The following is a 20,261-nucleotide window of genomic DNA, read 5'->3' on the forward strand; positions in this document are numbered from 1 at the left end:
CTACCCGGATTGCTGCGGCCGGTGCGCGCCGCCTTGGAAAGACCTGATCATGGCGCTCAAGGTACGTGAAGACTACCGCACTCTGACGGGACCTGAGAAGGCGGCCATCCTGATGCTGTCCTTGGGCGAAGAACACGCGGCCAAGATGTTCTCGCTGATGGACGACGACGAGATCAAGGAACTGTCCCAGGTCATGGCCAACCTGGGCACCGTCTCGGCCAACCTGATCGAGCGCCTGTTCGTCGAGTTCGCCGAGCAGATGTCGGCCACCGGCTCGCTGGTCGGCACCTTCGATTCCACCGAGCGCCTGCTGCTGAAGACCCTGTCCAAGGACAAGGTCGACGTCATCATGGAGGAGATCCGCGGCCCGGCCGGCCGCACCATGTGGGACAAGCTCGGCAACGTGTCCGAGCAGGTGCTGTCCAACTACCTAAAGAACGAATACCCGCAGACCGTCGCCGTGGTGCTCTCGAAGATCCGCCCCGAGCACGCCGGGCGCGTGCTGACCCAGTTGCCCGAGAGCTTCGCCATGGAGTGCGTCATGCGCATGCTGCGCATGGAGGCGGTGCAGAAGGAGGTGCTGGACGACGTCGAGCGCACGCTGCGCACCGAGTTCATGACCAATCTGGCGCGCACCAGCCGGCGCGACAGCCACGAGATGCTGGCGGAGATCTTCAACGGGCTGGACCGCACCACCGAGCACCGCTTCATGGCCGCGCTGGAGGAGCGCAACCGCGACAGCGCCGAGCGCATCAAGGCGTTGATGTTCACCTTCGAGGACCTGTCCAAACTCGACCCGTCCGGCGTGCAGACGTTGCTCAGGAACGTGGACAAGACCAAGCTGGGCACCGCCTTGAAGGGTGCTTCGGAGACGCTGAAGGACCTGTTCTTCTCCAACATGTCGGAGCGCGCCGGCAAGATCATGCGCGAGGACATGGCGGCAATGGGTCCGGTGCGGGTGCGCGACGTGGACGAGGCGCAGATGTACATGGTCCAGCTCGCCAAGGACTTGGCGGCGCGCGGCGAGATCGTCATCTCCGAGGGTGGCGGCGAGAACGAACTGATCTACTGACGTGCGCCTCTCCGGCATACCCCTCACCCCCGATCCGTCCGGCGCGTTGTGGTGGCCGGATGAGGGAGTGCTGGCCGTCGCCGACCTGCACCTGGAGAAGGGTTCGAGCCTCGCGGCACGCGGGCGGATGCTGCCGCCCTACGACACCCGCGCCACCCTCGACCGCTTGGCCGAGTCCATCACCCGCCTGAAGCCGCAAACAATCCTCTGCCTGGGCGACAGCTTCCACGACCGCCGCGCCGCCGAGCGCATGCACGATACCGACCGGGCGCGGCTTACCGCCCTGGTGGACGCCACTGACTGGGTGTGGATCGCCGGCAACCACGACCCCCACGCCCCCAGCGGGCTCGGCGGCCGGGTGGCCGAGGAGATCCGGCTCGGCGCGTTGACCTTCCGCCACGAAGCGGAGCCCGGCGCCACCGGCGAGGTGTCCGGCCACCTCCACCCCGCCGCCACCGTCCTGCTGCCCGGTCGGCGCGTGCGCGAGCGCTGCTTCGTCACGGACGGCGTCAAACTGATCCTGCCGGCCTTCGGCGCCTACGCCGGCGGCCTCAACGTGCTCGACCCGGCGGTGCGCCGCCTGCTGCGCACGCCCTTCCAAATCCATCTGATCCGCAACGGCAAAGTGCACGCCTTCCCGCACAACCGCCTGTCGCCCGACCCATGAAGGACTTATTTTTCCCCCACGGCGCATCCACCGCCCCCAAATCCACGTACATACCGGACCAACAACCGGCATGGTGCCCATGAGCAGCCCGATCAGCAGCCCGATCATCGTCTGGTTCCGCCGCGACCTGCGCCTCGCCGACAACCCCGCGCTCACCGTGGCCGCGGCCGGCGCCGGGCCGGTGGTGCCGGTGTTCGTGCTGGAGGACGACGCGGCCCCACCGCCGGGCGCCGCCGCCCGCTGGTGGCTGCACCACAGCCTGGAGTCCCTCGCCGCCGACCTCGCCCGCCTGGGCGTTCCGCTGCTGCTGCGCCGGGGCGAGCCGAGTGCCGTCCTGGGGGAACTGGCCGCCGAAACCGGCGCCGCTTCGATTCTGTGGAACCGCCGCTGGGACCCCGCGGGTGCCGCCCGTGACCGCCGCACCGCCGCCGCGCTGGAGGCGCGCGGCCTGCGCACCGAGGCTTACGACGCCACGTTGCTGTTCGAGCCGCCGGCCGTGCACACCAAGTCCGGCGGGCCGTTCCGCGTCTTCGGCCCGTTCTGGCGCGCCTGCCGCGCGCTGCCCGAGCCGTTCACCCCGCTGAGCGCCCCCACCCGCGTGAACTCCCTGCACTTGCCCGTGCGCACCGACCGGCTCGCCGACTGGGGCCTGGCGGACGGCTGTCCGGGCGTGGCCTGGACACCCGGCGAGGCAGCGGCCCGCGAGCGTCTGGCCGACTTCCTGGACGGCCCGGTCGCCCGCTACGCCCAGGACCGCGACCGCCCGGCCGTGGACGGCACGTCGCGCCTGTCGGCGCACCTGCATTGGGGCGAGATCGGCCCGCGACAGGTCTGGCAGGCCGCGCGGTACACCGCCGACGCGCATCCCGAGCGGGCGCCGGGCATCGAGGCGTACCTGCGCGAGCTGGGCTGGCGCGAGTTCTGCCAGCACCAGCTCCACCACACGCCGGACCTGCCCGACACCCCCCTGGACAGCCGCTTCACCGCCTTCCCCTGGCGCGAGGACCGCACCGCGCTGGAGGCATGGCAGCAGGGCCGCACCGGCTACCCCCTCGTCGACGCCGGCATGCGCCAGCTGTTGGAAACCGGATGGATGCACAACCGGGTGCGGATGGTGGTGGCGTCCTTTCTGGTCAAGGATCTGCTGCTGCCCTGGCAGTCCGGCGAGGCGTGGTTCCGCGAGACGCTGGTGGACGCCGACCCGGCCAACAACGCCGCCAACTGGCAATGGGTGGCGGGCTGCGGCGCCGACGCCGCCCCGTTCTTCCGCGTCTTCAACCCGGTGGCCCAGGGCGAGAAGTTCGACCCGCAGGGCGGCTACGTCCGCCGCTTCGTGCCCGAACTTGGCCGTCTGCCCGACCGCTGGGTGCACAAGCCCTGGCAGGCGCCGGAACCGGTGCTGGAGACCGCCGGTGTCCGGCTCGGCTCCACCTACCCGCGGCCCATCGTCGATCATGGGATGGCGCGGATGCGGGCGCTGACCGCGTTTCGCGGGCTGGCGCGGCGGACCGGTTGAGCCTCCCCGGTTTCCGCGGGGCGTGCGAGATGTTATATCATAACACCATGCCGCAGACCGCAGCCCACGACCACGACCACTGCATCGCCGACGCGCTGACCCGCGCCGACGCACTGTGCGCCGAGCGCGGCGCCCGGCTGACCAGCCTGCGGCGCCGTGTGCTGGAGCTGGTGTGGACCAGCCACCGGCCGCGCGGCGCCTACGCCATCCTCGACGATCTGACCCAGCAGGGCGGCAAGCCGACCGCCCCGCTGACCGTCTATCGGGCGCTGGAGTTCCTGGTCGAGCAGGGGCTGGTGCACCGGATCGAGAGCCTCAACGCCTACATCGGCTGCGCCGAGCCCGGCGGCGTGCACGCCGGCCAGTTCCTGGTCTGCGAGGGCTGCGGCAACGCGGTCGAGCTGGACGACCCCCGCGTGCACGACGCCATCCGCACCGCCGCTTCCGAGCGCGGTTTCCAGATCCGCCTGCCCACCGTCGAGGTGCGCGGCGTATGCCCCGATTGCCAGGAGAAGTCCCCGTGAGCGACGCGATGCCCGCCACCCGTTTCCCCGTCTCGGTGCTGACCGGCTTTCTCGGCAGCGGCAAGACCACGCTGCTGCAGCGCCTGCTGCACCATCCGGGCATGGCGCGCACCGCCGTGGTGATCAACGAGTTCGGCGAGGTCGGGCTGGACCATCTGCTGGTCGCCAAGGCGTCGGAGAACATGGTCGTCATGGACAGCGGCTGCGTGTGCTGCACCATCCGCGGCGATCTGGTGGACACGCTGCGCGACCTGTTCCTCAAGCGCGTCAGGGGCATCATCCCCGAGTACGACCGCGTGGTGGTCGAGACCACCGGCCTCGCCGACCCGGCGCCGATCATCCACACGCTGATGAGCGACCCGCTGCTGGCCGCCCGCTTCCGCCTGGACGGGGTGATCAGCACGGTGGACGCGGTGCACGGCTCCAGCCAGCTCGACCAGCACCCGGAAAGCGTCAAGCAAGCCGCCGTCGCCGACCGCATCGTGCTGACCAAGACCGACGCCGCCACCCCGTCCGCGACGGTGGAACTGTGCCGGCGCCTGTCGCTCATCAACCCGGCCGCCCCGGTGATCCCCGCCGCCTTCGGCGCGGTGGACCCGGCGATGCTGTTCGATGCCGGCCTCTACAACCCCGAAACCAAAAGCCCGGACGTCGCCCGCTGGCTCAAGGACGAGGCCTACCGGGCGCAGGAGACGCACGGGCATCACCACCACGACCACCATCACCACGACCATGAGCATGGCGACCATGAGCACGGCGAGGAGTGCGGTGCCGACTGCGGGCATGACCATGGCGACGCGAACCGCCACGACGACCACATCCGCGCCTTCTGCATGGTCGAGGAGCAGCCGATCCCCTGGGACCGCTTCGTCGACTTCATGGAGGCGCTGATCACGTTGCGCGGCCCCGACCTGCTGCGCATCAAGGGCATGCTGAACGTTCTGGAGAGCGAGCTGCCGGTGGTGGTCCATGGCGTGCAGCACATGTTCCACCCGCCGGTGCGTCTGGAGGCATGGCCGACCGACGACCGCCGCTCGAAGATCGTCTTCATCACCCGCGATGTCGGCCGTCAGGTGATCGAGGATCTGTTCAACGGGTTCGTGCGCGGCCAGGGCAACACCAGCCCCAGCTGATCAAGCCACCGAGGCCTCGTCCTTCAGTTCCTCCCAGATGCGCTCGAACTCCGCGTGGCGGTCGGCGAAGAGGGCGAGCAGCGTCGGGTCGAAATGCGTCGCCGGGCTCAGGCGGTCGTCGCCCCGCGTCATGATCTCCACCGTGCGCTCGTGGCTGAAGCCCCGCTTGTACGGGCGCTCGCTGCGCAGCGCGTCGTAGCAGTCGGCAATCGCCACGATACGCGCCGCCAGCGGAATGCCCTCCCCCTTCAGCCCGCGGGGATAGCCGGTGCCGGCCCATTGCTCGTGGTGGCACAGCGCGATCTCCGCGGCCATCTTCAGGCGGTCGGACACGATGAGGATGTCAAAGCCGTACTGCGGATGCCGCTGCATCTCCGCCGTCTCGCGCTCGTCCAGGCGGCCTTGCTTGTGCAGAACCGCCTGATCGACGCTCATCTTGCCGACGTCGTGCAGCGCCGCGGAATAGCGGATCTCCTTGCAGAACGCCGCCGGGCACGCGGCCGCGCGGGCCAGCGCGTGGGCGTACTCGTTTACCCGCAGGATGTGGTTTCCGGTGTCCCCGTCGTGGAGTTCCGCGGCGCGGGCGAGCAGCCGGACCGAGGCCATCAGCGCCCGCTCCGTCTCCGCCTGAAGCTCGGCGATGCGTCGGCGTTGCTGCTGAAGCGTGCGGTTGCGCTCGGCCAGACGCTCCCGGCTGGCGGCGCGTTCCAGGGCGCGGCCGACGATGTGGTTGACCGGGGCGATCATCCGCTCGTGCTCGGGCAGGAAGGGTTCCGCCCCCGCCCTGCCGCACCGGTTGATGAGCTGCACCACCCCCACCGGCCGGTCCTGGAAGCCCTTCAGCGCGAAGGCCAGGATCGAACGCGTGCGGAAGCCGCTCTTCTCGTCGAAGCCCGGGTTGAAGCGGTAGGGCCGCTCCGGCGCGATGGCGTAGGCGTCGTCGACGAACACCGTCTCGCCGGTGGCCGCCACGTAGCCGGCGACGGAGGTCAGGTCCGCCGGCACCACGAAGGCCGCGCTGCGCGTGCGCACCCGGTCGTTCTGCAAGGCCACCGCCTCCAGCTTGCGGTGCCGGCCGCGGCCGTGCAGGTAGAACACCGAGCCGGCCTCGGCCCCGGTCAGCTCCCGGCATTTGGCGAGCACCCGGCCGCTGAGCGCCCGCAGCGACTGGTCCGGCGCCTGCTCGATGAACTCCAGGAACTGTTCGACGAGGCCCACCGGCGCGTCCTCCGTAACGACCACCCAACCCTACAACGTCACGCGAGCCGCATCCAGCCGCCAAGCCACAGCCACAGCACGCCGAACGCCATGGACAGCAGCGTCATCGGCACGCCGCAGCGCGCGTGCTCGCGGAAGCCCAACGTCACGCCGGCCAGCGCCGCCCGCTCGGCGACGATGATGTTGCACAGGCTGCCGGGCAAAGCCAGATTGCCGGCCATCGTCGACAGCAGCGCCAGCCCGTACAGCGCCCCCTCCGGCGGGTTCGCCCAGGCCGACAGCAGCAGCACCACCGCCGGCACGTTGCCGATGGAGTTGCTCGACGCCAGCGCCAGCGGCGCCATCACCGCCAGCCGGTCCGGCCACCAGCCGGCGGCCGAGAGCTGCTGCACCAGCTCCGCCGGAAGGCCGGTGAGGCCGAGAGCGCGGTTCACCGCGAACAGCCCGGCGAACAGCACCAGCAGGTGCCAGTCCACCATGCCCAGCATGTCGCGCGACGCCAGCCGGCGGCTGACCAGAATGGCGCCGGCCACCAGCAGCACGCCCGTTTCTTCCGGCAAGGGCGAGGCGAACAGCGCCAGCAGCGCCACGGTGGCCGCCACCGCCTTGCCCAACTGCCAGCGGTCGAGCGGAGCCGCCGCCACCGCCTCCCCTTCGGGGCCGCGCAAGGCCAGACGGTCGCGCCAGACCCACCAGACCACGGCGTGAACACAGGCCATGCCGACCAGCGCCGGCACGCCGCACGCCCCGAGGAAGCGCCAGAAATCCAGGTGTCCGACCTGGGCGATGAGAATGTTCTGCGGGTTGCCGATGACCGTCGCCGCCGAGCCGGCGTTGGCCGCCCCGGCCAGCGCGATCAAATAGGGCCGCGGGTCGAGGCCGCGTGCCTTCAACCCGGCGCACAGCATCGGCGTCATGGCGAAGGCGACCACGTCGTTGGCGAGCACCGCCGACAGAGCGCCGGCCACCACCACCGTGGCGCCCAGCAGCCCCGCCGGGGAGCGGGCCGAGCCGGCGATGCGCAGCGCGCACCAGTCGTAGAAGCCGCTGGCGGCGTACTGAGCCGACAGGATCATCAGGCCGAACAGGATGAACAGGGTCGGGAAGTCGATGGCCTCGACCACCTGCTGCGAGGTCAGCGCGCCCGCGCCGAGCAGCAGGATGGTGGCGACCACGGCGATGCCCGTGCGGTCGATCCTCAGCCCCGGAAAGCGCCCCAGCGCCATGCCGAGGTAGGTAAGCGCGAACAGCCCGACGATGGTGGCGGTCATGCGGGGAGCTTCTAGCCCGCCATCAGGTCGATGGTGACGCCCTCGCGCGCGGCGAAGACGTGGCCGGGCCATGCGGCCTGCGCCTCGGCCTCCAGGGCGGCCATGGCCTGATCGTCGCGGTCCGGGTCGTGGTGGAACAGCGCCAGCCGCTTCACGCCGGCTGCCTGGGCAAGCCGCACCGCCTCGCTCCAGGTCGAGTGGCCCCAGCCCACGCGTTGCGGGAACTCCGCGTCGGTGAAGGTCGAGTCGTACAGCACGAGGTCGCAGCCGGCGATCAGGTCGAGGATGTTGCGGTCCGGGCGGCCCGGCACGTGCTCGGTGTCGGTGATGTAGGCGACGGCACGGCCGGCGTAGTCGATTCGGTACCCCGTGGCGCCATCGGGATGGTTGAGCGGCGCCGTGCGCACCCGCACCCCGTCGCCGAGGTCCAGGGTGGTGCCGGGAACCGCGTCGGTGACGCTGAGCGACGCCGCCAGCGTGCGGAACGGCACCGGGAACAGCGGCCCCTCCATCTGGCGGGCCAGCACCGCTTCCGCCCCGCCGCCGCCGCAGAGATGGCAGGAGACGATCTCCAGCTCGAATCCGGCCGTGTAGGCCGGGGCGAAGAACGGAAAGCCGCTGATGTGGTCGAGGTGGGTGTGGCTGAGCAGCAGAGTCGCCTGCCCCACCCCGCGCTCCAGCAGCCGCCGGCCGAGCAGGCGCAACCCGGTCCCGGCGTCGAGGATCAGCGTGCGCCCGCCGACGCTCACCTCCACGCAGCTGGTGTTGCCGCCGTATCCCATATGCGAGGCCATCGGACACGGCACGGTGCCGCGGACGCCCCAGAAGGTGAGAGAGAAGCCCATGCCGACGCGCATCCTGACGAACGGACCATCCTAACACAGCCCGCATGGCTTGCGGTGACGGCCATCACAGAGACTGATTCACAGGCGCCATTTACGCCGACGACGCCATGATGTCGAGGATGCGTGTCTCACAGGTGGATCTGCGCGGGCATGCGCCGCACGCGTGCGGCGGACAATCGAGCGTCTGCTGCATGCCGGCGAGTCGAGCCATCATCGCCCGCTTGTGCGGTCTGGAGATGACGTCGCTGTACAGCACATAGTGTAGGGCCGCCTCGACCACGTCGGCCTCGGCCTCAGGCAGGTTGATCCGCATGCCCAGCACTTCCATGTTGCTGTGGTAACACGTGATCGCTCCCGCCTGATTGCTGGATTGAAATATTCAACGATTCGTTTCAGTGCGGCGTAATTCTATTAATCTTGTGCAACGCAACAAGCGCCGCTAGCCTGCGGCCCATGAGCACCCTTCCGCACTCCCCCTCGGCTCTGCTGGACCGCGAAACGGTCGAGGCGATCCAGGTCCTCACCGACGCGGTGCGCCGCGAGCGCGTGCCGGGCGTGGTGGAGTTCCGCCAACTCGAACGCGCGCTGGAACAGGCCGCCGAGCAGGCGACCGAGGAGCACCTCGCCGAGGCGGCGTCCGCGTTCCGTGCCTTGGACGGCGACTTCCAGACACGCATCATCACCCGCGCCCACACCCTGGCGCGCACCGTCGTCGAGCAGCGCCACGCCCCGGCGGCCGCCTCGGAAACGCCCGCGGCGGCGCCCGCATCGGCACCGAAAGCCCCGGCCCCGCGCGCCAGCCGCGTGCAGGGCGCCTCGCCGTTCCTCGCAGCCCTCAACCAGAGCCGGCCGCGCGGGTAGAGCCGCCAATGCACCGAATGCAACGCTATGAAACGCTATGAAACGCTATGAAACGCGATTCGATGGAGTGTTGCATCCGTCCGGCGTCGGATGAGGCGAAGTGAGACGCTATGAGACGCATTTTTGCCGAGCGTCGCATCCGCTCGGCATCGTGTGGACGCGCCTCGCCCAACGAGGAATTTTATCCTAAATCGAATGGCCTGCAAGAGCAAGCGCGCTGGTCGCCGACACCTTCGTCTGCCTTACGGGCATCCCTGCGGTTGAGTCGCGGCGTAAATCCATGACAGGCTCTAATGGTATCCTTCCGCCACCTTTCCGCGGAACACGCGGTAGGAATAGACGGTGTAGGCGAGGATGACCGGCAGCAGGAACGCCACGCCGACCAACAGGAAGATCTGCGAATCGCGCGGCGAGGCGGCGTCCCAGATGGTCAGCGCCCGCGGCACCACGTAGGGCCACAGGCTGATCGCCAGCCCGGCGTAGGACAGCGCGAACAGCGCCAGCGTCAGCACGAAAGGCGCCGTCTCGCGCCGCCGGTGCAGGGCTGCGAACAGCGCCAGCAGCGTCGCCCCGGTCACCAGCGGCACCGGCGACAGGTACAGCAGGTTCGGCATGGTGAACCAGCGCTCGCGGATCGGCGGGTGGGCGAAGGGCGTCCACAGGCTGACCACCGCGAGGAACAGCGCCACCAGCGCCACCAGCACCCGCGCCGCGCGGAAGGCGAAGCGCTGCAAATGCCCCTCAGTCTTGAGGATCAGCCACGTGGCGCCCAGCAGCGCGTAGCCGCAGGCCAGCCCAACCCCGCACATCAGGTTGAACGGCGTCAGCCAGTGGAGCGCCCCGCCGGTGAAGCGGTAGACGCCGCCGCCCAGCGCTTCGACCGGCACGCCGGTGATGAAGGCGCCGAGCAGGATGCCCTGCATGACCGTCGCCACCAGCGAGCCGAGGAAGAACGAGGCGTCCCACCAGCGGCGGCGCAGCCTCGACTTGAAACGGAACTCGAAGGCCACGCCGCGGAAGATCAGGCCGAACAGCATGACCATGATCGGCAGGTAGAAGGCCGGCAGCAGCGTCGAATAGGCCAGCGGGAACGCCCCCAGCAGCGACGCGCCGCCGAGGATCAGCCACGTCTCGTTGCCGTCCCAGATCGGCGCCACCGAGTTCATCATGGCGTCGCGGTCGCGCTCGACGCGCACCAGCGGGAACAGGATGCCGACGCCCAGGTCGAACCCGTCGAGCAGGACGTACATGAAGACGCCCAGCGCGATGATGGCGCTCCAGATCAGCGGCAGGTCCATGGCTCCCCCCTGTTCATGCCCGCTCGTAGAGCGTGCGGGCCTTGTCCTGGAAGTGCGGCGGGTCGGTCGCATAGTCCGGGCCGGCGCGCACCATGCGGAAGAAGAAGACCAGGAAGGCGCTCAGCAGCACGGAATAGGCGATCAGGAACAGCGCCAGCGTGGTGGTGACGGACGATGCCGGCAGCAGCGACACCGCGTCGGCGGTGCGTTGCAGGCCGTAGACCACCCAGGGCTGACGCCCGACCTCGGTGACCGTCCAGCCGGCCAGCAGCGCCACGAAGCCCAGCGGCGACACCGCCACGCACAGCCGCAGGAACCAGCGCCGCCGGTACAGCCCGCCGCTCCAGCGCAACACAAGCCCGAGCGCCGCCACGCCGACGAACAGGACCCCGAGAGCGACCATCAGCCGAAACGCGAAGAAGACGATGCCGACCGGCGGCCGGTCCTGCGGCGGCACCTCCTTCAGGCCCTTCACCTCGCCGTCGAGGGAATGGGTGAGGATCAGGCTGCCGAGGCGGGGGATCGCCAGTTCGGCGTGGTTGCGCTCAGCGGCTTGGTCGGGGATGGCGAAGATCACGAAGGGGGCGGGGGACTCGGTCTCCCACAGCGCCTCCATGGCGGCGATCTTCATGGGCTGGTGGTGCAGCGTGTTGAGGCCGTGCAGGTCGCCGATGACCACCTGCGCCGGGGCCGCGCCGGCCGCCATCCACAGCGCCAATGAGAAGGCGCGCCGCGCGAACTCCTCGTGCACGCCGCGCAGCAGGTACCAGGCGCCGACGCCGGCCACCACGAGGGAGGTCGTCAGCAGCGACGCCATCACCATGTGCGCGAAGCGGTAGGGGAAGGACGGGTTGAACACCGCCGCCGCCCAGTCGGTGGCGACGACACGGCCGGCATCGACCGCGAAGCCGGCCGGCGTGTGCATCCACGAATTGCCGGACAGGATCCAGAACGCCGAGATGACCGTGCCCAGCGCCACCATGCAGGTGGCGAAGAAATGCACCGGCGCGCTCACCCGATGCCAGCCGAACAGCAGGATGCCGAGGAACCCGGCCTCCAGGAAGAAGGCGGTCAGCACCTCATAGCTGATGATCGGGCCCAGCAGATTGCCGGAGAAGGTGGAGAAGCGGCTCCAGTTCGTGCCGAGCTGGTAGGACAGCACCAGCCCCGTCACCACGCCGACGCCGAAGGTCAGCGAGAAGATGCCCGTCCAGAAGCGCAGCAGCCGGTAGGCGCCCTCCTCCCGCCAGAACAGCCAGCGCGCCTCCAACACCACCAGGAACAGCGCGAGGCCGATGGTGAACGTCGGGAACAGGATGTGGAAGCCGATGGTGAAGGCGAATTGCAGCCGGCTCAGCAGCAGCACGTCCAGATCCATGTCCGTCTCCCGCAAGGCCACACGGCGCCCTTACGGTCAACGCAGCCGGAGCGGAGCGGTTTCGCGGAGAAAATGGCATACCTCTCCCCCGTTCCCCGGCTGGAGAGGGGCTACTTCACCACCGGCTCGACGGCGCGCGCCACGCGCAGCAGGTTCCTGTCGTGCCCGCGCTTGCCGACCAGCATCAGACCGGCTGGCAACCCGTCCGTCGCCATGGGCAGCGACACCGCCGGCCGGTCGAGGAAGTTCCACAGCGACGGGTTCCGCAACACCAGCATGTTGATGCGCGCGTACGCCGCATCGTCCGCCAGTTCGTCGACGCGCGGCGGCACCACCGGCACCGTCGGCATGACCAGTGCGTCGAAGGCGCGCGTCGCCGCCTCGGCCTCGGCCATCACGGCGGTGCGGATGCGCGTCAGCTCGATGTAGTCGGCGGCGCTCTGCTCCTGGCCGCGCTGGATGCGCATGCGCACCCGCGGGTCGTAGCGGTCGCCGGAGCGCGCCAGCAGTTCGCGGTGCCACGCGTACGCCTCGGGCGAGGCGAAGCCGCCCTTGGCGTTGGCCTGCGGGATGCGGTCAAGCACGGGAAGCTCGATCTCCACCACCCGCGCGCCGGCCTTGGACAACGCCTCCAGCGCACGGTTGAAGGCGGCGGCGACGGTGGCGTCCATGCCGTCCAGCACGATGGTCTTCGGCACGCCGAGGCGCAGCCCGGCCAGATCCACGGCTTCCGGCACCACCGGAGCCGCGCCCGCCATCACCGCGTCGAGAATGGCGCAGCACGCCACCGAGCGCGCCAGCGGCCCGACCGTGTCCAGCGTCCACGACAGCGGCAGCGCGCCGTCGCGCGGGATGCGCGCCTGCGTCGGCTTGAACCCCACCAGTCCGCAGAACGCCGAGGGGATGCGCACCGAGCCGCCGGTGTCGCTGCCCACCGCCGCCACGGCCATGCCGTCCGCCACCGACACCCCCGCCCCCGAGGAGGAGCCGCCGGGGATGCGCGCGCGGTCGAACGGGTTGCCCGGCGTGCCGTGATGCGGGTTGAGGCCAAGGCCGGAGAACGCGAACTCCGTCATGTTGGTGCGCCCGACGATCACCGCCCCGGCGGCGCGCAGCCGGGCGACGGCCGGCGCGTCCTTCGCCGCGGGTGCCGCGTCCGCCAGCACCACCGAGCCGGCGGTGGTCACTTGGCCCGCCACGTCGAACAGGTCCTTGACCGAGACCGGCAGCCCGGCCAGCGGCGACGGCACCACCCCGGCGGCGCGCAGCAGATCGCTGGCCTGCGCGGCCTTCAGTGCGGCGTCGCGGTCCACATGGAGGAAGGTGCGCGCCCCCTCCCCGGCCGGGTCGGCGATGCGGGCCAGCGCCTGCTCGGTCAACGCCACGCTGGTGGTGCGGCCGGCGGCCAGATCGGCGGCCAAAGACAGGATGGTGGACATGGGATCTCCGGCTGGGATGGCGGCTGGGATGGGTCTTCCCGTATAGCGCCGGAGCGGCGGCGGCGCGAGCCCTTCACTCCCCCGCCATATGGTTGCCCTGCCAGACGCCGCCGTGCTGGGTGCCGTCGACGGCGATGCCGACGCCCGGCCCGTCCGGCACGCCGTCGCGGAAGCGGCCGAGGTGCCTCCCCCCGGTGCCGTTCATCGTCAGCGCGCCATAACCGCTCGGCCGGCGGTCGGCAACCCGGCCCTGGTAGCGGTCGCCGTTGGCGTAGGTCAGTTCGCCCGGTCCCTCCGGGCGGTTCTGGTGCACCTCGCCGGCATAGCCGTCGCCGTTGGCGTAGCGGAACATCCCCAGCCCCTCCGGCCGGCCGCCGCGGAAGGTGCCGGCGTAGCGATCGCCGGTGCGGAAGGTCAGGACGCCGACGCCGGCCATCTGGTCGTCGCGCCACTCGCCCTCATAGACCTGACCGTCGGCGAAGCGATAGACGCCGTGGCCGCTCTTGTGCACCTGCCGCATGCCGTCGCCGCTCACCATCGCCCACTCGCCCTCGTAAGCGTCGCCGTTGGCGAAGCGGTGCACCCAGGCGCGCGGCGTGCCGGCACGCGCGGTCTCCGCCGCGTCGCGGGCGAACCTCTGCGCCTCCGCGGCCCGCTGCGCCGAGGCGCGGGCCTGGGTGGCGGCGCTCTCGCCCGCCGCCGCGCTGTCGCGCGCCGAGCGTACGGCGTCCTGCACCGCGCCCTGGGCCGGGCTCGGTTGCGCCGGGCCGGAGATTCCGCGGTCGGGCGGCACCGCCGCCGTCTCCGGCCAGCGGGAGGAACCGGACAGCGCCAGCGCCTCGTCACGGTTCACCACGGCGGTGGGCGCGCGGTCGGGCGGCGGCGGCTCGCCCCCGGCGGTCAGCGCACCGATGGTCACGTAGCCCTCCTGCGAGGAGCGGTCGCGCACCCGCACCCAGTTGGAGCCGGGCACCGCCTCCACCACCGTCACCGGCATGCCGGCCGGCAGTTCTCGCACGCCCCGCGCCCCCAGCGCCGGGCGGTCGAACAGCGTGGCCGAACGCAGCATCCGCCGCTCGGCTGGCTCGGCGGGCGCCGCTGTGGGGCCGGGGGGAGCCGCGGCCACGGTGTCCGGCGGGGGCTCGGCGGAAGCGTCGGAGCGCCGCAGATTGCCGGAGGAGATGAAGCCCTGCTGGCCGTCCAGCGTGGTTCGTATCCAACTGCCCCGGCGGACCTGGCCGGTGGCGGTCACCGTGGTCTCGCGCGCCACCGTGCGCAGCACCGGCGCCTTGATGTCCGGCCCCTGGCGCATGTTGGTGTCGCGGGTGGTGACGAAGCTGCCCTCCAAAGGCTCGACCTTTGGTTCGGGCGCGGCGGCTGGCGGGGGCTCCGGATGTTTTTCGGCAAACAGCGGGGTGGCGGGGGGCGGGGCGGCAGGCGGCGGTGCCACGGTTACCGGCAGCAGCGCGACGGTCTGGCCGAGACGGTCCTGCATCCACGGCCGCTGCGCGCCGTTGGTGCGGGCTGCGACGGTGCGCTCGACCGCGGCCAGCGCGCCGCGCACGTCGGCGCCGGGCTTGACAAGTTCCTGCGCCAGCGCCGCGGCGAAGGGGCTAGGACCGGAGCCTTGCACGGGGGCGGGAGCGGTGTCCGGCTGGTGGGAATAGGCGATCAGCAGCGTGTCCGCCGGCCCCGGCGCGCCGGGAACCGGCCGCACCGAGCGCCCGGCCTTCCCCATGGCCTGGGCGAGCGTGTCGGCCAGCGGGTTGGGCGTCACCGCGTCGAGCAGCACGACGCCGCGCTGAGGCGACTGCATCTGCTGGAGCAACTGGTCGAGTTCGACGGTGTCGATAACCACGTCGTATTCCGACGCCAGCTTGGCATCCACCGGCACCACGAAGCTCTTGCCGCCCAGCGACAGCGCCAGCCCGGAGTAGTAGACGACGCCCAACTCCGCCCCTTTGGCCTTGGTGGCGAAGTGGCTCAGCGCCGCGACCAAGCCACGGTGCTCCTGGTTGCTGGCGACGGTCACGTCGAAGCCGGCGGTGCGCAGCGCCTCGGCCACGGCGGCAGCGTTGGCCGCCACCGCAGGCAGCGCACCGCCGCGCTGGTACTGCGCGTTGCCGATCACCAGCGCCACCCGCCGCTCGGCCGCCTGAGCAAGGCCGCCGGCCAGCAGCACCGCGCCCGCCAGCACCGCCCAAACGAACCACCGTTTCAACACACCCGTCACCGCGATCCTCCCCAACTCCAGCGGGACGTTAACACTGCACCAATTCACCCGTGGTCTTGGCAAAACGCAGATGTACTTTCGATGCCCTGCGGCGTGTTCAAAGGACAACAGGCACATCTGCTATGAGCAGTGTTCCCATACTGTGGGATTACCGCCTCCGTGTCGCCCGCGCCGGGCGCAGAAGCGCGCAAACTGTGAGCCGGCTCACAGCGGCCGGGGGGCCGTGCGTCGCACGTTGGAGCCCCTTGTCGGCACGGAGACCGCGAACCATGCGTTACCTTCCCCTCGCCCTGCTCGCCCTTCCCCTGCTCGCCGGCCCGGCCGCCGCCGAGAACCTCGCCTGCCAGACGGTGAACGGGCAGACGGTGTGCGCCCAGGGCCCCGGCACGCTGGCCTGCCAGACCGTCAACAACCGCACCACCTGCACCCATTCGCCGACGCAGCGGCTGTGCGACACCCGCGACGGCAAAGTCGTCTGTCCCGGCATGCCGTCCATCGGCGCTGCCGGTGACGACGTGGTGGTGGACACCCGCACCGGGCGCGTCCGCGTGCGCACCGGAAACGTGGACGTGGATATCGACGATTGAGCGCCCAGGGATTGAGCGCTCAGGGCTCGCGCGCCACGCGGAACCCGTCCGCCACGTACCGCACGTCGAAATCGTAGCCCAGGCGCGCGGTGACGGTGATGGCGTCCAGCTCGTCGCGCCAGGACCCGCCGCGCAGCACGCGCTTCTTGCAGTCCCCGGCGGTCCAGGCGCTGCCGTCCGCCGGGGCGCCCTTGTAGCTGGGGTTCCAGCAGTCGGCCACCCATTCCGCCACGCCGCCGCTCATGTCGTGCAACCCGAACGCGTTCGGCTTGAAGCTGCCCACCGCCGCCGGCCGCAGCCGGTCGAAGGAGCCGCCGCAGTCGCGGCAGTTGGCGTTGGCCACCCCGCCGGCCTCGCCCCACCAGTACGGCCCGGTCGCACCGCCGCGCGCCGCGTACTCCCACTCCGCCTCCGAAGGCAGGCGGTAGCGCTGCCCGGTCTTGCGGCTGAGCCACGCCACATAGGCCTGGGCGTCCGCCCAGTGCACGTTGTGCACGGGGGTGTCGTCGGCGGCGTTGGTCATGCGGGGCATCTCGGAACAGCCGCCGGCCTCGACGCAGGCGCGCCACTCGGCGGTGGTCACCTCGTAGGTGCCGAGCGCGAACGGCTTGACCGTCACGCGATGCGCCGGCCGCTGGACGGCATCGCCCTTGTCCGAGCCCATGGTGAACGAGCCGCCGGACACGCGCACCATCTTCGGGCACTCCGGGCAGTCCTGGAAGGCGTTGGGCGGATCCTGCCGCGGCGCGGCCGGCGGGGCGGCGAGCGCGATGCGCTGACGGTCCTCCTGACCGGCCGGACGCAGCGACGGGCCGGACAGGAAGCCCTGCGCCCCGTCCTCCATGGCGACGCGGTACCAGTCGGCATCCTGCACGCGGCCGACGACGCGCACATGCGCGCCGCGGCCGACGCTGCCGACCACGTCGGAGCGGTTGTCCGGCCCGGCGCGCAGGCTGGAATCGGCGATGGCGACGTACATCCCCTCCGCCGAGGTTTCGACCTTCAGTTCGGCCGGCGTGTGCTGCGGCGGCGGCGCGGCGGCGCCGCTGGCCCGTGTGGCCGTTCCCCCGCTCGCCCCGGCAAGGCTGGCGACGGCAGCGCCTTCGCCCTGCGCCGTCAGCGCGGCCAGCTTCTCGCGCGCCAGCGCGGCATAGGCGCCGCCGTCGAACAGCCGCAGGAACCCCTCGACCTCGGCGGCGGAGCGGCTGTCGCGCACGCGGCGCCACAGCGCCTCCTCCAGATCGGCGGCGGGCGGCGCGGCGCCGGCTTCTTCCACCTCCAGCACGACGCTCTCGGTGGCGCGGCCGCCGCGGCCGTCCTCGACCAGCACGCTGAACACACCGGCGCGGCCGGGGCTGCTGCGCTCCGGGTCGAAGGTCAGGCCGGTGAGCTGCTCCGGCCCGAGGCGGTCGCCGAGCTTCACCGGGTTGGCGCCGTCCTTCACCGCGCCATGCTCGGGCAGGCTGGAGACGATGAAGGTCAGCGGGTCGCCGTCGGGATCGACCGGCATCTCCATGCGCAACGCGGTGATCGCCGCGCGCACCGTGCGTTCCGCCGCGGCGACCGGTGGCCGGTTGCTGGGCTTGACCGTCACCTTGAGACTGCCACGCGCCACACCGCCGCGCCCGTCCATCACCGCGAAATCGAAGCTGCCCGCGTCGCCCAGATGCGAGGCGTCGGGCTTGAACGTCGTCGCCGCCAGCTGGTCCACCGTCAGATAGTCGCCGATCAGCACGACGCGGTCGCCGATGCGCACCGAACCGCCGCGCGGCAGGCCGGTGACCTGGGCGAACAGCTGGTCGTTGTCGGGGTCGGTGGGGCGGCTGATGCGCAGCGGCTCCGCCCCGCCGCGGTCGAACACCTCCAGCGGCTTGAGGGCACCCAGCACCGGCGGCCGGTTCTCCGGCAGCGGGTTGAAGTAGAATGGCGTCGCGCCCAGCGAGCCGTAGATGTACGGCTCCTGCCGCCCTTGCGTCGCCTGCATGACGCTGTCGCGCACGCGGCGGAAGAACAGGCTCAGCTCCAGGCCCGGCACCTCAAGGTTCTTGAGGAGGGCCGCGGTGTAGGGGCTGTGGTCCTCGGCGCCGTCCTCGGCCACCGCGTCGGCGCGGGTCGCCAGCGCCACCAGCGTGTCGCTCGGCGTGTCGTCGATGCGGGCGAATCCGGCGTGCGCGTCGGTGCGGCCGGGGGTGGAGCGCGCCAGCCGCTCGACGAAGGGATTGTTGCGGCAGGCGTCGATGATCAGGATGCCGAGCTTGCGCGCCTGCGACACCTCGCCCAGCGGCAGGTTGAGCGGCAAAGCCTCGTAGACGAGATCGCGCTCGCGCTCCAGCCGGGCGTCGGCGGGGATCAGGTAATTGGTGCCGCCCACCTGCATGCCGTGCCCGGCGAAGTAGAGCAGCGCCACATCGGCCTTCTGCGCGCGGATGCCGAAGTCGCGCAACGCCTCGGCCAGCCCGCGGTTGGGCAGGTCGTTGCGCTCCTCCACGGTGAAGCCCAGCTTGCGCAACGCCTCGGCGAAGGCCTTGGCGTCGTTGCGGGCGTTGGGCAGCTCGGGGGCCTGGGTGTAGGTGCCGATGCCGATGACCAGCGCGATGCGCGGCCCGCCTTCGGCCGCCAGCGCGGCGCCAGCCGAGAGCAGCGCCAGGAGGAAGATCCAGAGAAAGCGCGCGGTGCGCATGCGGCCGGTCACTCCACGCAACGGGGTACCGAATTGTCGTCCTGCCCTCCCCTCGGGCAAGGCGGCAGCCGGACTACCGCCTTGAATTTCCTGATGCCTCCAACCGGGGTAGCGCCAATGCGTTCCCTACCCCGGAACAGTTGGTCAGCGCGGATCGACCCGCAGGATCACCTGCCCCGTCACCATCCGCCCCGCCCCCACCGTCAACGCGCGTTCCAGCCCTTCGGTTTCGGCAGGCGTCAACGGCACCAGCCCGGAGGTCCGGGGCAGCGCGTCGGTCAGGTCGCGGTCACCGGCGACGCAGCGCACCTCCTGGTCGGCGGAAGCCTGCAACGGCATCGGCATGCGCTCGCCCGGCAGCACCAGCGGCGCGTGGCCGGCAACGCGCGAGCCGCCGGATTCCGCCGTGGGGAACAGCAGCGTGGTGGCGCCGCGCCCGTCGCGCAACATGCAGGCGAGGTGCGCGTCGCGGTTGGTCTGCACAACCAGGCGCACGGGGTCGCCCGGCTGGTAGGTCGGATAAGGGCCGCGGTCGGTGGAGAGCACGAGGTCGAGCGGCTCCGCTCCCCCGGACGCCACCGCCCGCGAGGCACCCAGCTCGTCCTGCATCAGCGACGGGCGGCCGAGCATGTCGGTCATGCGGCTGTTGCCGGCCTGGGCCGGCTGGCGGTCGAGCGGGCCATCGTACGGCCCCTTCAGCGTCAGGGTGCGGCCGTTGGCGAACAGGACCTGCACGCTGCCCCCGTCCGGCAGGCGCACGCTGGCGCCATCGGGGACGCGCTGGCCGGGCGTGTAGCCAGAGGCGGTGGCGGCGACCACCACCGCATCCGCGGCGAAGGCGGGTGCGCCGGGCGTCAGCGCGGCAGAGATGCAGAGGGCGAGAAGGGCGGCGCGGGCGTGTCTTCGCATGGCGGCCTCCGAACGCGGTGTTTCCTAACCATCGGAACCGCGGGGGATCGAGTCCATGTCTCGAATGGTAGATGGCGGACCGCGCCACCCCTTGTGGCGAAAACTGTGAGCTGGCTCACAGCGCGGCCGGCGTGCGGGGAACAGACTGGCCGATGCCGGTGGGCGTCCTAACGCGCTGAGCGCTCACCCTTCCATCCTGGGCCATCCATCCTGGGCCACTGGGCCGGCGGGGGTACCGCCGGCCCTTTTCTTTCGGGTTGCGCCGAAATAAATGGGTGGTTTTCGTGATCCACATCACAGCGGCACCCACCCCGCGCTCCTACATTGGATGGAGCGACACCTATCGTTTGCCGCACGGATCGGCAGGAGGAGGTCATCATGCTCGCCGCACATCAGCCGCTTCCGACGGCCGACGATTTCGCCGATTTCGGCATCCTGGACCGCGCCTATGTGAAGCGCGTCAAGCGCCGGGGCAGCAAATCGGTGACCGTGCACGCCGCCGACGGCAGCTTCTTGGGCCGTTTCCCCGACCGCGACACCGCGTTCGCGGCCCTGCGCTTGAACGACATGGAGCCGATGAGCGCCCATTGACGCGCATGGAGCTGTAACAAACCTCCGCTAGAATCCCCG

At 71.0% G+C, this 20,261-nt stretch carries 18 protein-coding genes; 8 read left to right on the forward strand and 10 right to left on the reverse strand.

Going from position 1 to position 20,261, the window contains the following annotated elements; translation table 11 throughout:
- Positions 1–49: 49 nt before the first annotated feature.
- From fliG to ACSVDD_RS12745, 5 genes are all read left to right on the forward strand, one after another.
- Positions 50–1,072: a flagellar motor switch protein FliG gene (fliG, locus tag ACSVDD_RS12725; RefSeq protein ID WP_448189732.1), complete on the forward strand. Its 1,023-nt coding sequence runs from the start codon at positions 50–52 to the stop codon at positions 1,070–1,072.
- 1 nt (position 1,073) lies between these two features.
- The gene (gene pdeM / locus ACSVDD_RS12730; protein WP_448189733.1) at positions 1,074–1,739 is read left to right on the forward strand and encodes a ligase-associated DNA damage response endonuclease PdeM; all 666 of its coding nucleotides are present in this window, start codon (positions 1,074–1,076) and stop codon (positions 1,737–1,739) included.
- A gap of 79 nt (positions 1,740–1,818) precedes the next feature.
- Complete coding sequence (locus ACSVDD_RS12735; protein ID WP_448189734.1) at positions 1,819–3,255, forward strand: cryptochrome/photolyase family protein; 1,437 nt, start codon at positions 1,819–1,821, stop codon at positions 3,253–3,255.
- Positions 3,256–3,302: 47 nt separating this feature from the next.
- Positions 3,303–3,779, forward strand: a complete 477-nt coding sequence (locus ACSVDD_RS12740) for a Fur family transcriptional regulator (RefSeq protein ID WP_448189735.1) — start codon at positions 3,303–3,305, stop codon at positions 3,777–3,779.
- Complete coding sequence (locus tag ACSVDD_RS12745) at positions 3,749–4,912, forward strand: CobW family GTP-binding protein (protein WP_448189736.1); 1,164 nt, start codon at positions 3,749–3,751, stop codon at positions 4,910–4,912. The genes ACSVDD_RS12740 and ACSVDD_RS12745 overlap by 31 nt, the downstream gene beginning before the upstream one ends.
- On the opposite strand, the gene ACSVDD_RS12750 is transcribed toward ACSVDD_RS12745, so the two are convergent.
- The 4 genes from ACSVDD_RS12750 to ACSVDD_RS12765 form a co-directional block, all read right to left on the reverse strand.
- On the reverse strand, positions 4,913–6,130 hold the full coding sequence (locus ACSVDD_RS12750; RefSeq protein ID WP_448189737.1) for an HD-GYP domain-containing protein: 1,218 nt from the start codon (positions 6,128–6,130) through the stop codon (positions 4,913–4,915).
- Positions 6,131–6,168: 38 nt separating this feature from the next.
- Complete coding sequence (locus ACSVDD_RS12755) at positions 6,169–7,401, reverse strand: SLC13 family permease (protein WP_448189738.1); 1,233 nt, start codon at positions 7,399–7,401, stop codon at positions 6,169–6,171.
- An 11-nt stretch (positions 7,402–7,412) separates the two neighbouring features.
- Entirely contained in the window at positions 7,413–8,246 is an 834-nt protein-coding gene (locus ACSVDD_RS12760) for an MBL fold metallo-hydrolase (RefSeq protein ID WP_448189739.1), read from the reverse strand.
- A gap of 91 nt (positions 8,247–8,337) precedes the next feature.
- Positions 8,338–8,559 (reverse strand): hypothetical protein, encoded by a 222-nt coding sequence (locus tag ACSVDD_RS12765; protein WP_448189740.1) that lies wholly within the window; start codon positions 8,557–8,559, stop codon positions 8,338–8,340.
- 140 nt (positions 8,560–8,699) lie between these two features.
- Between ACSVDD_RS12765 and ACSVDD_RS12770 the strand changes: the two genes are divergently transcribed.
- A complete protein-coding gene (locus ACSVDD_RS12770) occupies positions 8,700–9,107 on the forward strand; it encodes a hypothetical protein (protein WP_448189741.1) in 408 nt (135 codons plus the stop codon).
- Positions 9,108–9,397: 290 nt separating this feature from the next.
- Here ACSVDD_RS12770 and cydB read toward each other — a convergent pair whose 3' ends face one another.
- From cydB to ACSVDD_RS12790, 4 genes are all read right to left on the reverse strand, one after another.
- Positions 9,398–10,405: a cytochrome d ubiquinol oxidase subunit II gene (gene cydB, locus ACSVDD_RS12775; RefSeq protein WP_448189742.1), complete on the reverse strand. Its 1,008-nt coding sequence runs from the start codon at positions 10,403–10,405 to the stop codon at positions 9,398–9,400.
- A gap of 13 nt (positions 10,406–10,418) precedes the next feature.
- Entirely contained in the window at positions 10,419–11,783 is a 1,365-nt protein-coding gene (locus ACSVDD_RS12780; protein ID WP_448189743.1) for a cytochrome ubiquinol oxidase subunit I, read from the reverse strand.
- 110 nt (positions 11,784–11,893) lie between these two features.
- The gene (locus tag ACSVDD_RS12785) at positions 11,894–13,222 is read right to left on the reverse strand and encodes an amidase (RefSeq protein WP_448189744.1); all 1,329 of its coding nucleotides are present in this window, start codon (positions 13,220–13,222) and stop codon (positions 11,894–11,896) included.
- A gap of 73 nt (positions 13,223–13,295) precedes the next feature.
- Positions 13,296–15,455 (reverse strand): caspase family protein, encoded by a 2,160-nt coding sequence (locus ACSVDD_RS12790; protein WP_448189745.1) that lies wholly within the window; start codon positions 15,453–15,455, stop codon positions 13,296–13,298.
- A gap of 269 nt (positions 15,456–15,724) precedes the next feature.
- Here ACSVDD_RS12790 and ACSVDD_RS12795 point away from each other — a divergent pair, with 269 nt between their 5' ends.
- Positions 15,725–16,042 carry a hypothetical protein gene (locus ACSVDD_RS12795; protein WP_448189746.1) on the forward strand — a complete coding sequence of 106 codons (318 nt, stop codon included), beginning with the start codon at positions 15,725–15,727 and terminating at the stop codon, positions 16,040–16,042.
- Positions 16,043–16,061: 19 nt separating this feature from the next.
- Here the strand turns inward: ACSVDD_RS12795 and ACSVDD_RS12800 are convergent, their stop codons facing one another.
- Positions 16,062–18,722, reverse strand: a complete 2,661-nt coding sequence (locus tag ACSVDD_RS12800; RefSeq protein ID WP_448189747.1) for an SUMF1/EgtB/PvdO family nonheme iron enzyme — start codon at positions 18,720–18,722, stop codon at positions 16,062–16,064.
- A gap of 144 nt (positions 18,723–18,866) precedes the next feature.
- On the reverse strand, positions 18,867–19,631 hold the full coding sequence (locus ACSVDD_RS12805; protein ID WP_448189748.1) for a DUF4384 domain-containing protein: 765 nt from the start codon (positions 19,629–19,631) through the stop codon (positions 18,867–18,869).
- 378 nt (positions 19,632–20,009) lie between these two features.
- Here ACSVDD_RS12805 and ACSVDD_RS12810 point away from each other — a divergent pair, with 378 nt between their 5' ends.
- Complete coding sequence (locus ACSVDD_RS12810) at positions 20,010–20,222, forward strand: DUF1150 family protein (RefSeq protein WP_448189749.1); 213 nt, start codon at positions 20,010–20,012, stop codon at positions 20,220–20,222.
- Positions 20,223–20,261 lie beyond the last annotated feature (39 nt).

The organism is Azospirillum terrae (assembly GCF_053470425.1).

Excerpts from the sequence above, each read along its gene's own strand:
- fliG (WP_448189732.1), top strand. The coding sequence starts at position 50 with ATGGCGCTCAAGGTACGTGAAGACTACCGCACTCTGACGGGACCTGAG.
- ACSVDD_RS12735 (WP_448189734.1), top strand. The coding sequence starts at position 1,819 with ATGAGCAGCCCGATCAGCAGCCCGATCATCGTCTGGTTCCGCCGCGAC.
- ACSVDD_RS12740 (WP_448189735.1), top strand. The coding sequence starts at position 3,303 with ATGCCGCAGACCGCAGCCCACGACCACGACCACTGCATCGCCGACGCG.
- ACSVDD_RS12745 (WP_448189736.1), top strand. The coding sequence starts at position 3,749 with ATGCCCCGATTGCCAGGAGAAGTCCCCGTGAGCGACGCGATGCCCGCC.
- ACSVDD_RS12755 (WP_448189738.1), bottom strand. The coding sequence starts at position 7,401 with ATGACCGCCACCATCGTCGGGCTGTTCGCGCTTACCTACCTCGGCATG.
- ACSVDD_RS12760 (WP_448189739.1), bottom strand. The coding sequence starts at position 8,246 with ATGGGCTTCTCTCTCACCTTCTGGGGCGTCCGCGGCACCGTGCCGTGT.
- ACSVDD_RS12765 (WP_448189740.1), bottom strand. The coding sequence starts at position 8,559 with ATGCGGATCAACCTGCCTGAGGCCGAGGCCGACGTGGTCGAGGCGGCC.
- ACSVDD_RS12770 (WP_448189741.1), top strand. The coding sequence starts at position 8,700 with ATGAGCACCCTTCCGCACTCCCCCTCGGCTCTGCTGGACCGCGAAACG.
- cydB (WP_448189742.1), bottom strand. The coding sequence starts at position 10,405 with ATGGACCTGCCGCTGATCTGGAGCGCCATCATCGCGCTGGGCGTCTTC.
- ACSVDD_RS12780 (WP_448189743.1), bottom strand. The coding sequence starts at position 11,783 with ATGGATCTGGACGTGCTGCTGCTGAGCCGGCTGCAATTCGCCTTCACC.
- ACSVDD_RS12785 (WP_448189744.1), bottom strand. The coding sequence starts at position 13,222 with ATGTCCACCATCCTGTCTTTGGCCGCCGATCTGGCCGCCGGCCGCACC.
- ACSVDD_RS12795 (WP_448189746.1), top strand. The coding sequence starts at position 15,725 with ATGCGTTACCTTCCCCTCGCCCTGCTCGCCCTTCCCCTGCTCGCCGGC.
- ACSVDD_RS12800 (WP_448189747.1), bottom strand. The coding sequence starts at position 18,722 with ATGCGCACCGCGCGCTTTCTCTGGATCTTCCTCCTGGCGCTGCTCTCG.
- ACSVDD_RS12805 (WP_448189748.1), bottom strand. The coding sequence starts at position 19,631 with ATGCGAAGACACGCCCGCGCCGCCCTTCTCGCCCTCTGCATCTCTGCC.
- ACSVDD_RS12810 (WP_448189749.1), top strand. The coding sequence starts at position 20,010 with ATGCTCGCCGCACATCAGCCGCTTCCGACGGCCGACGATTTCGCCGAT.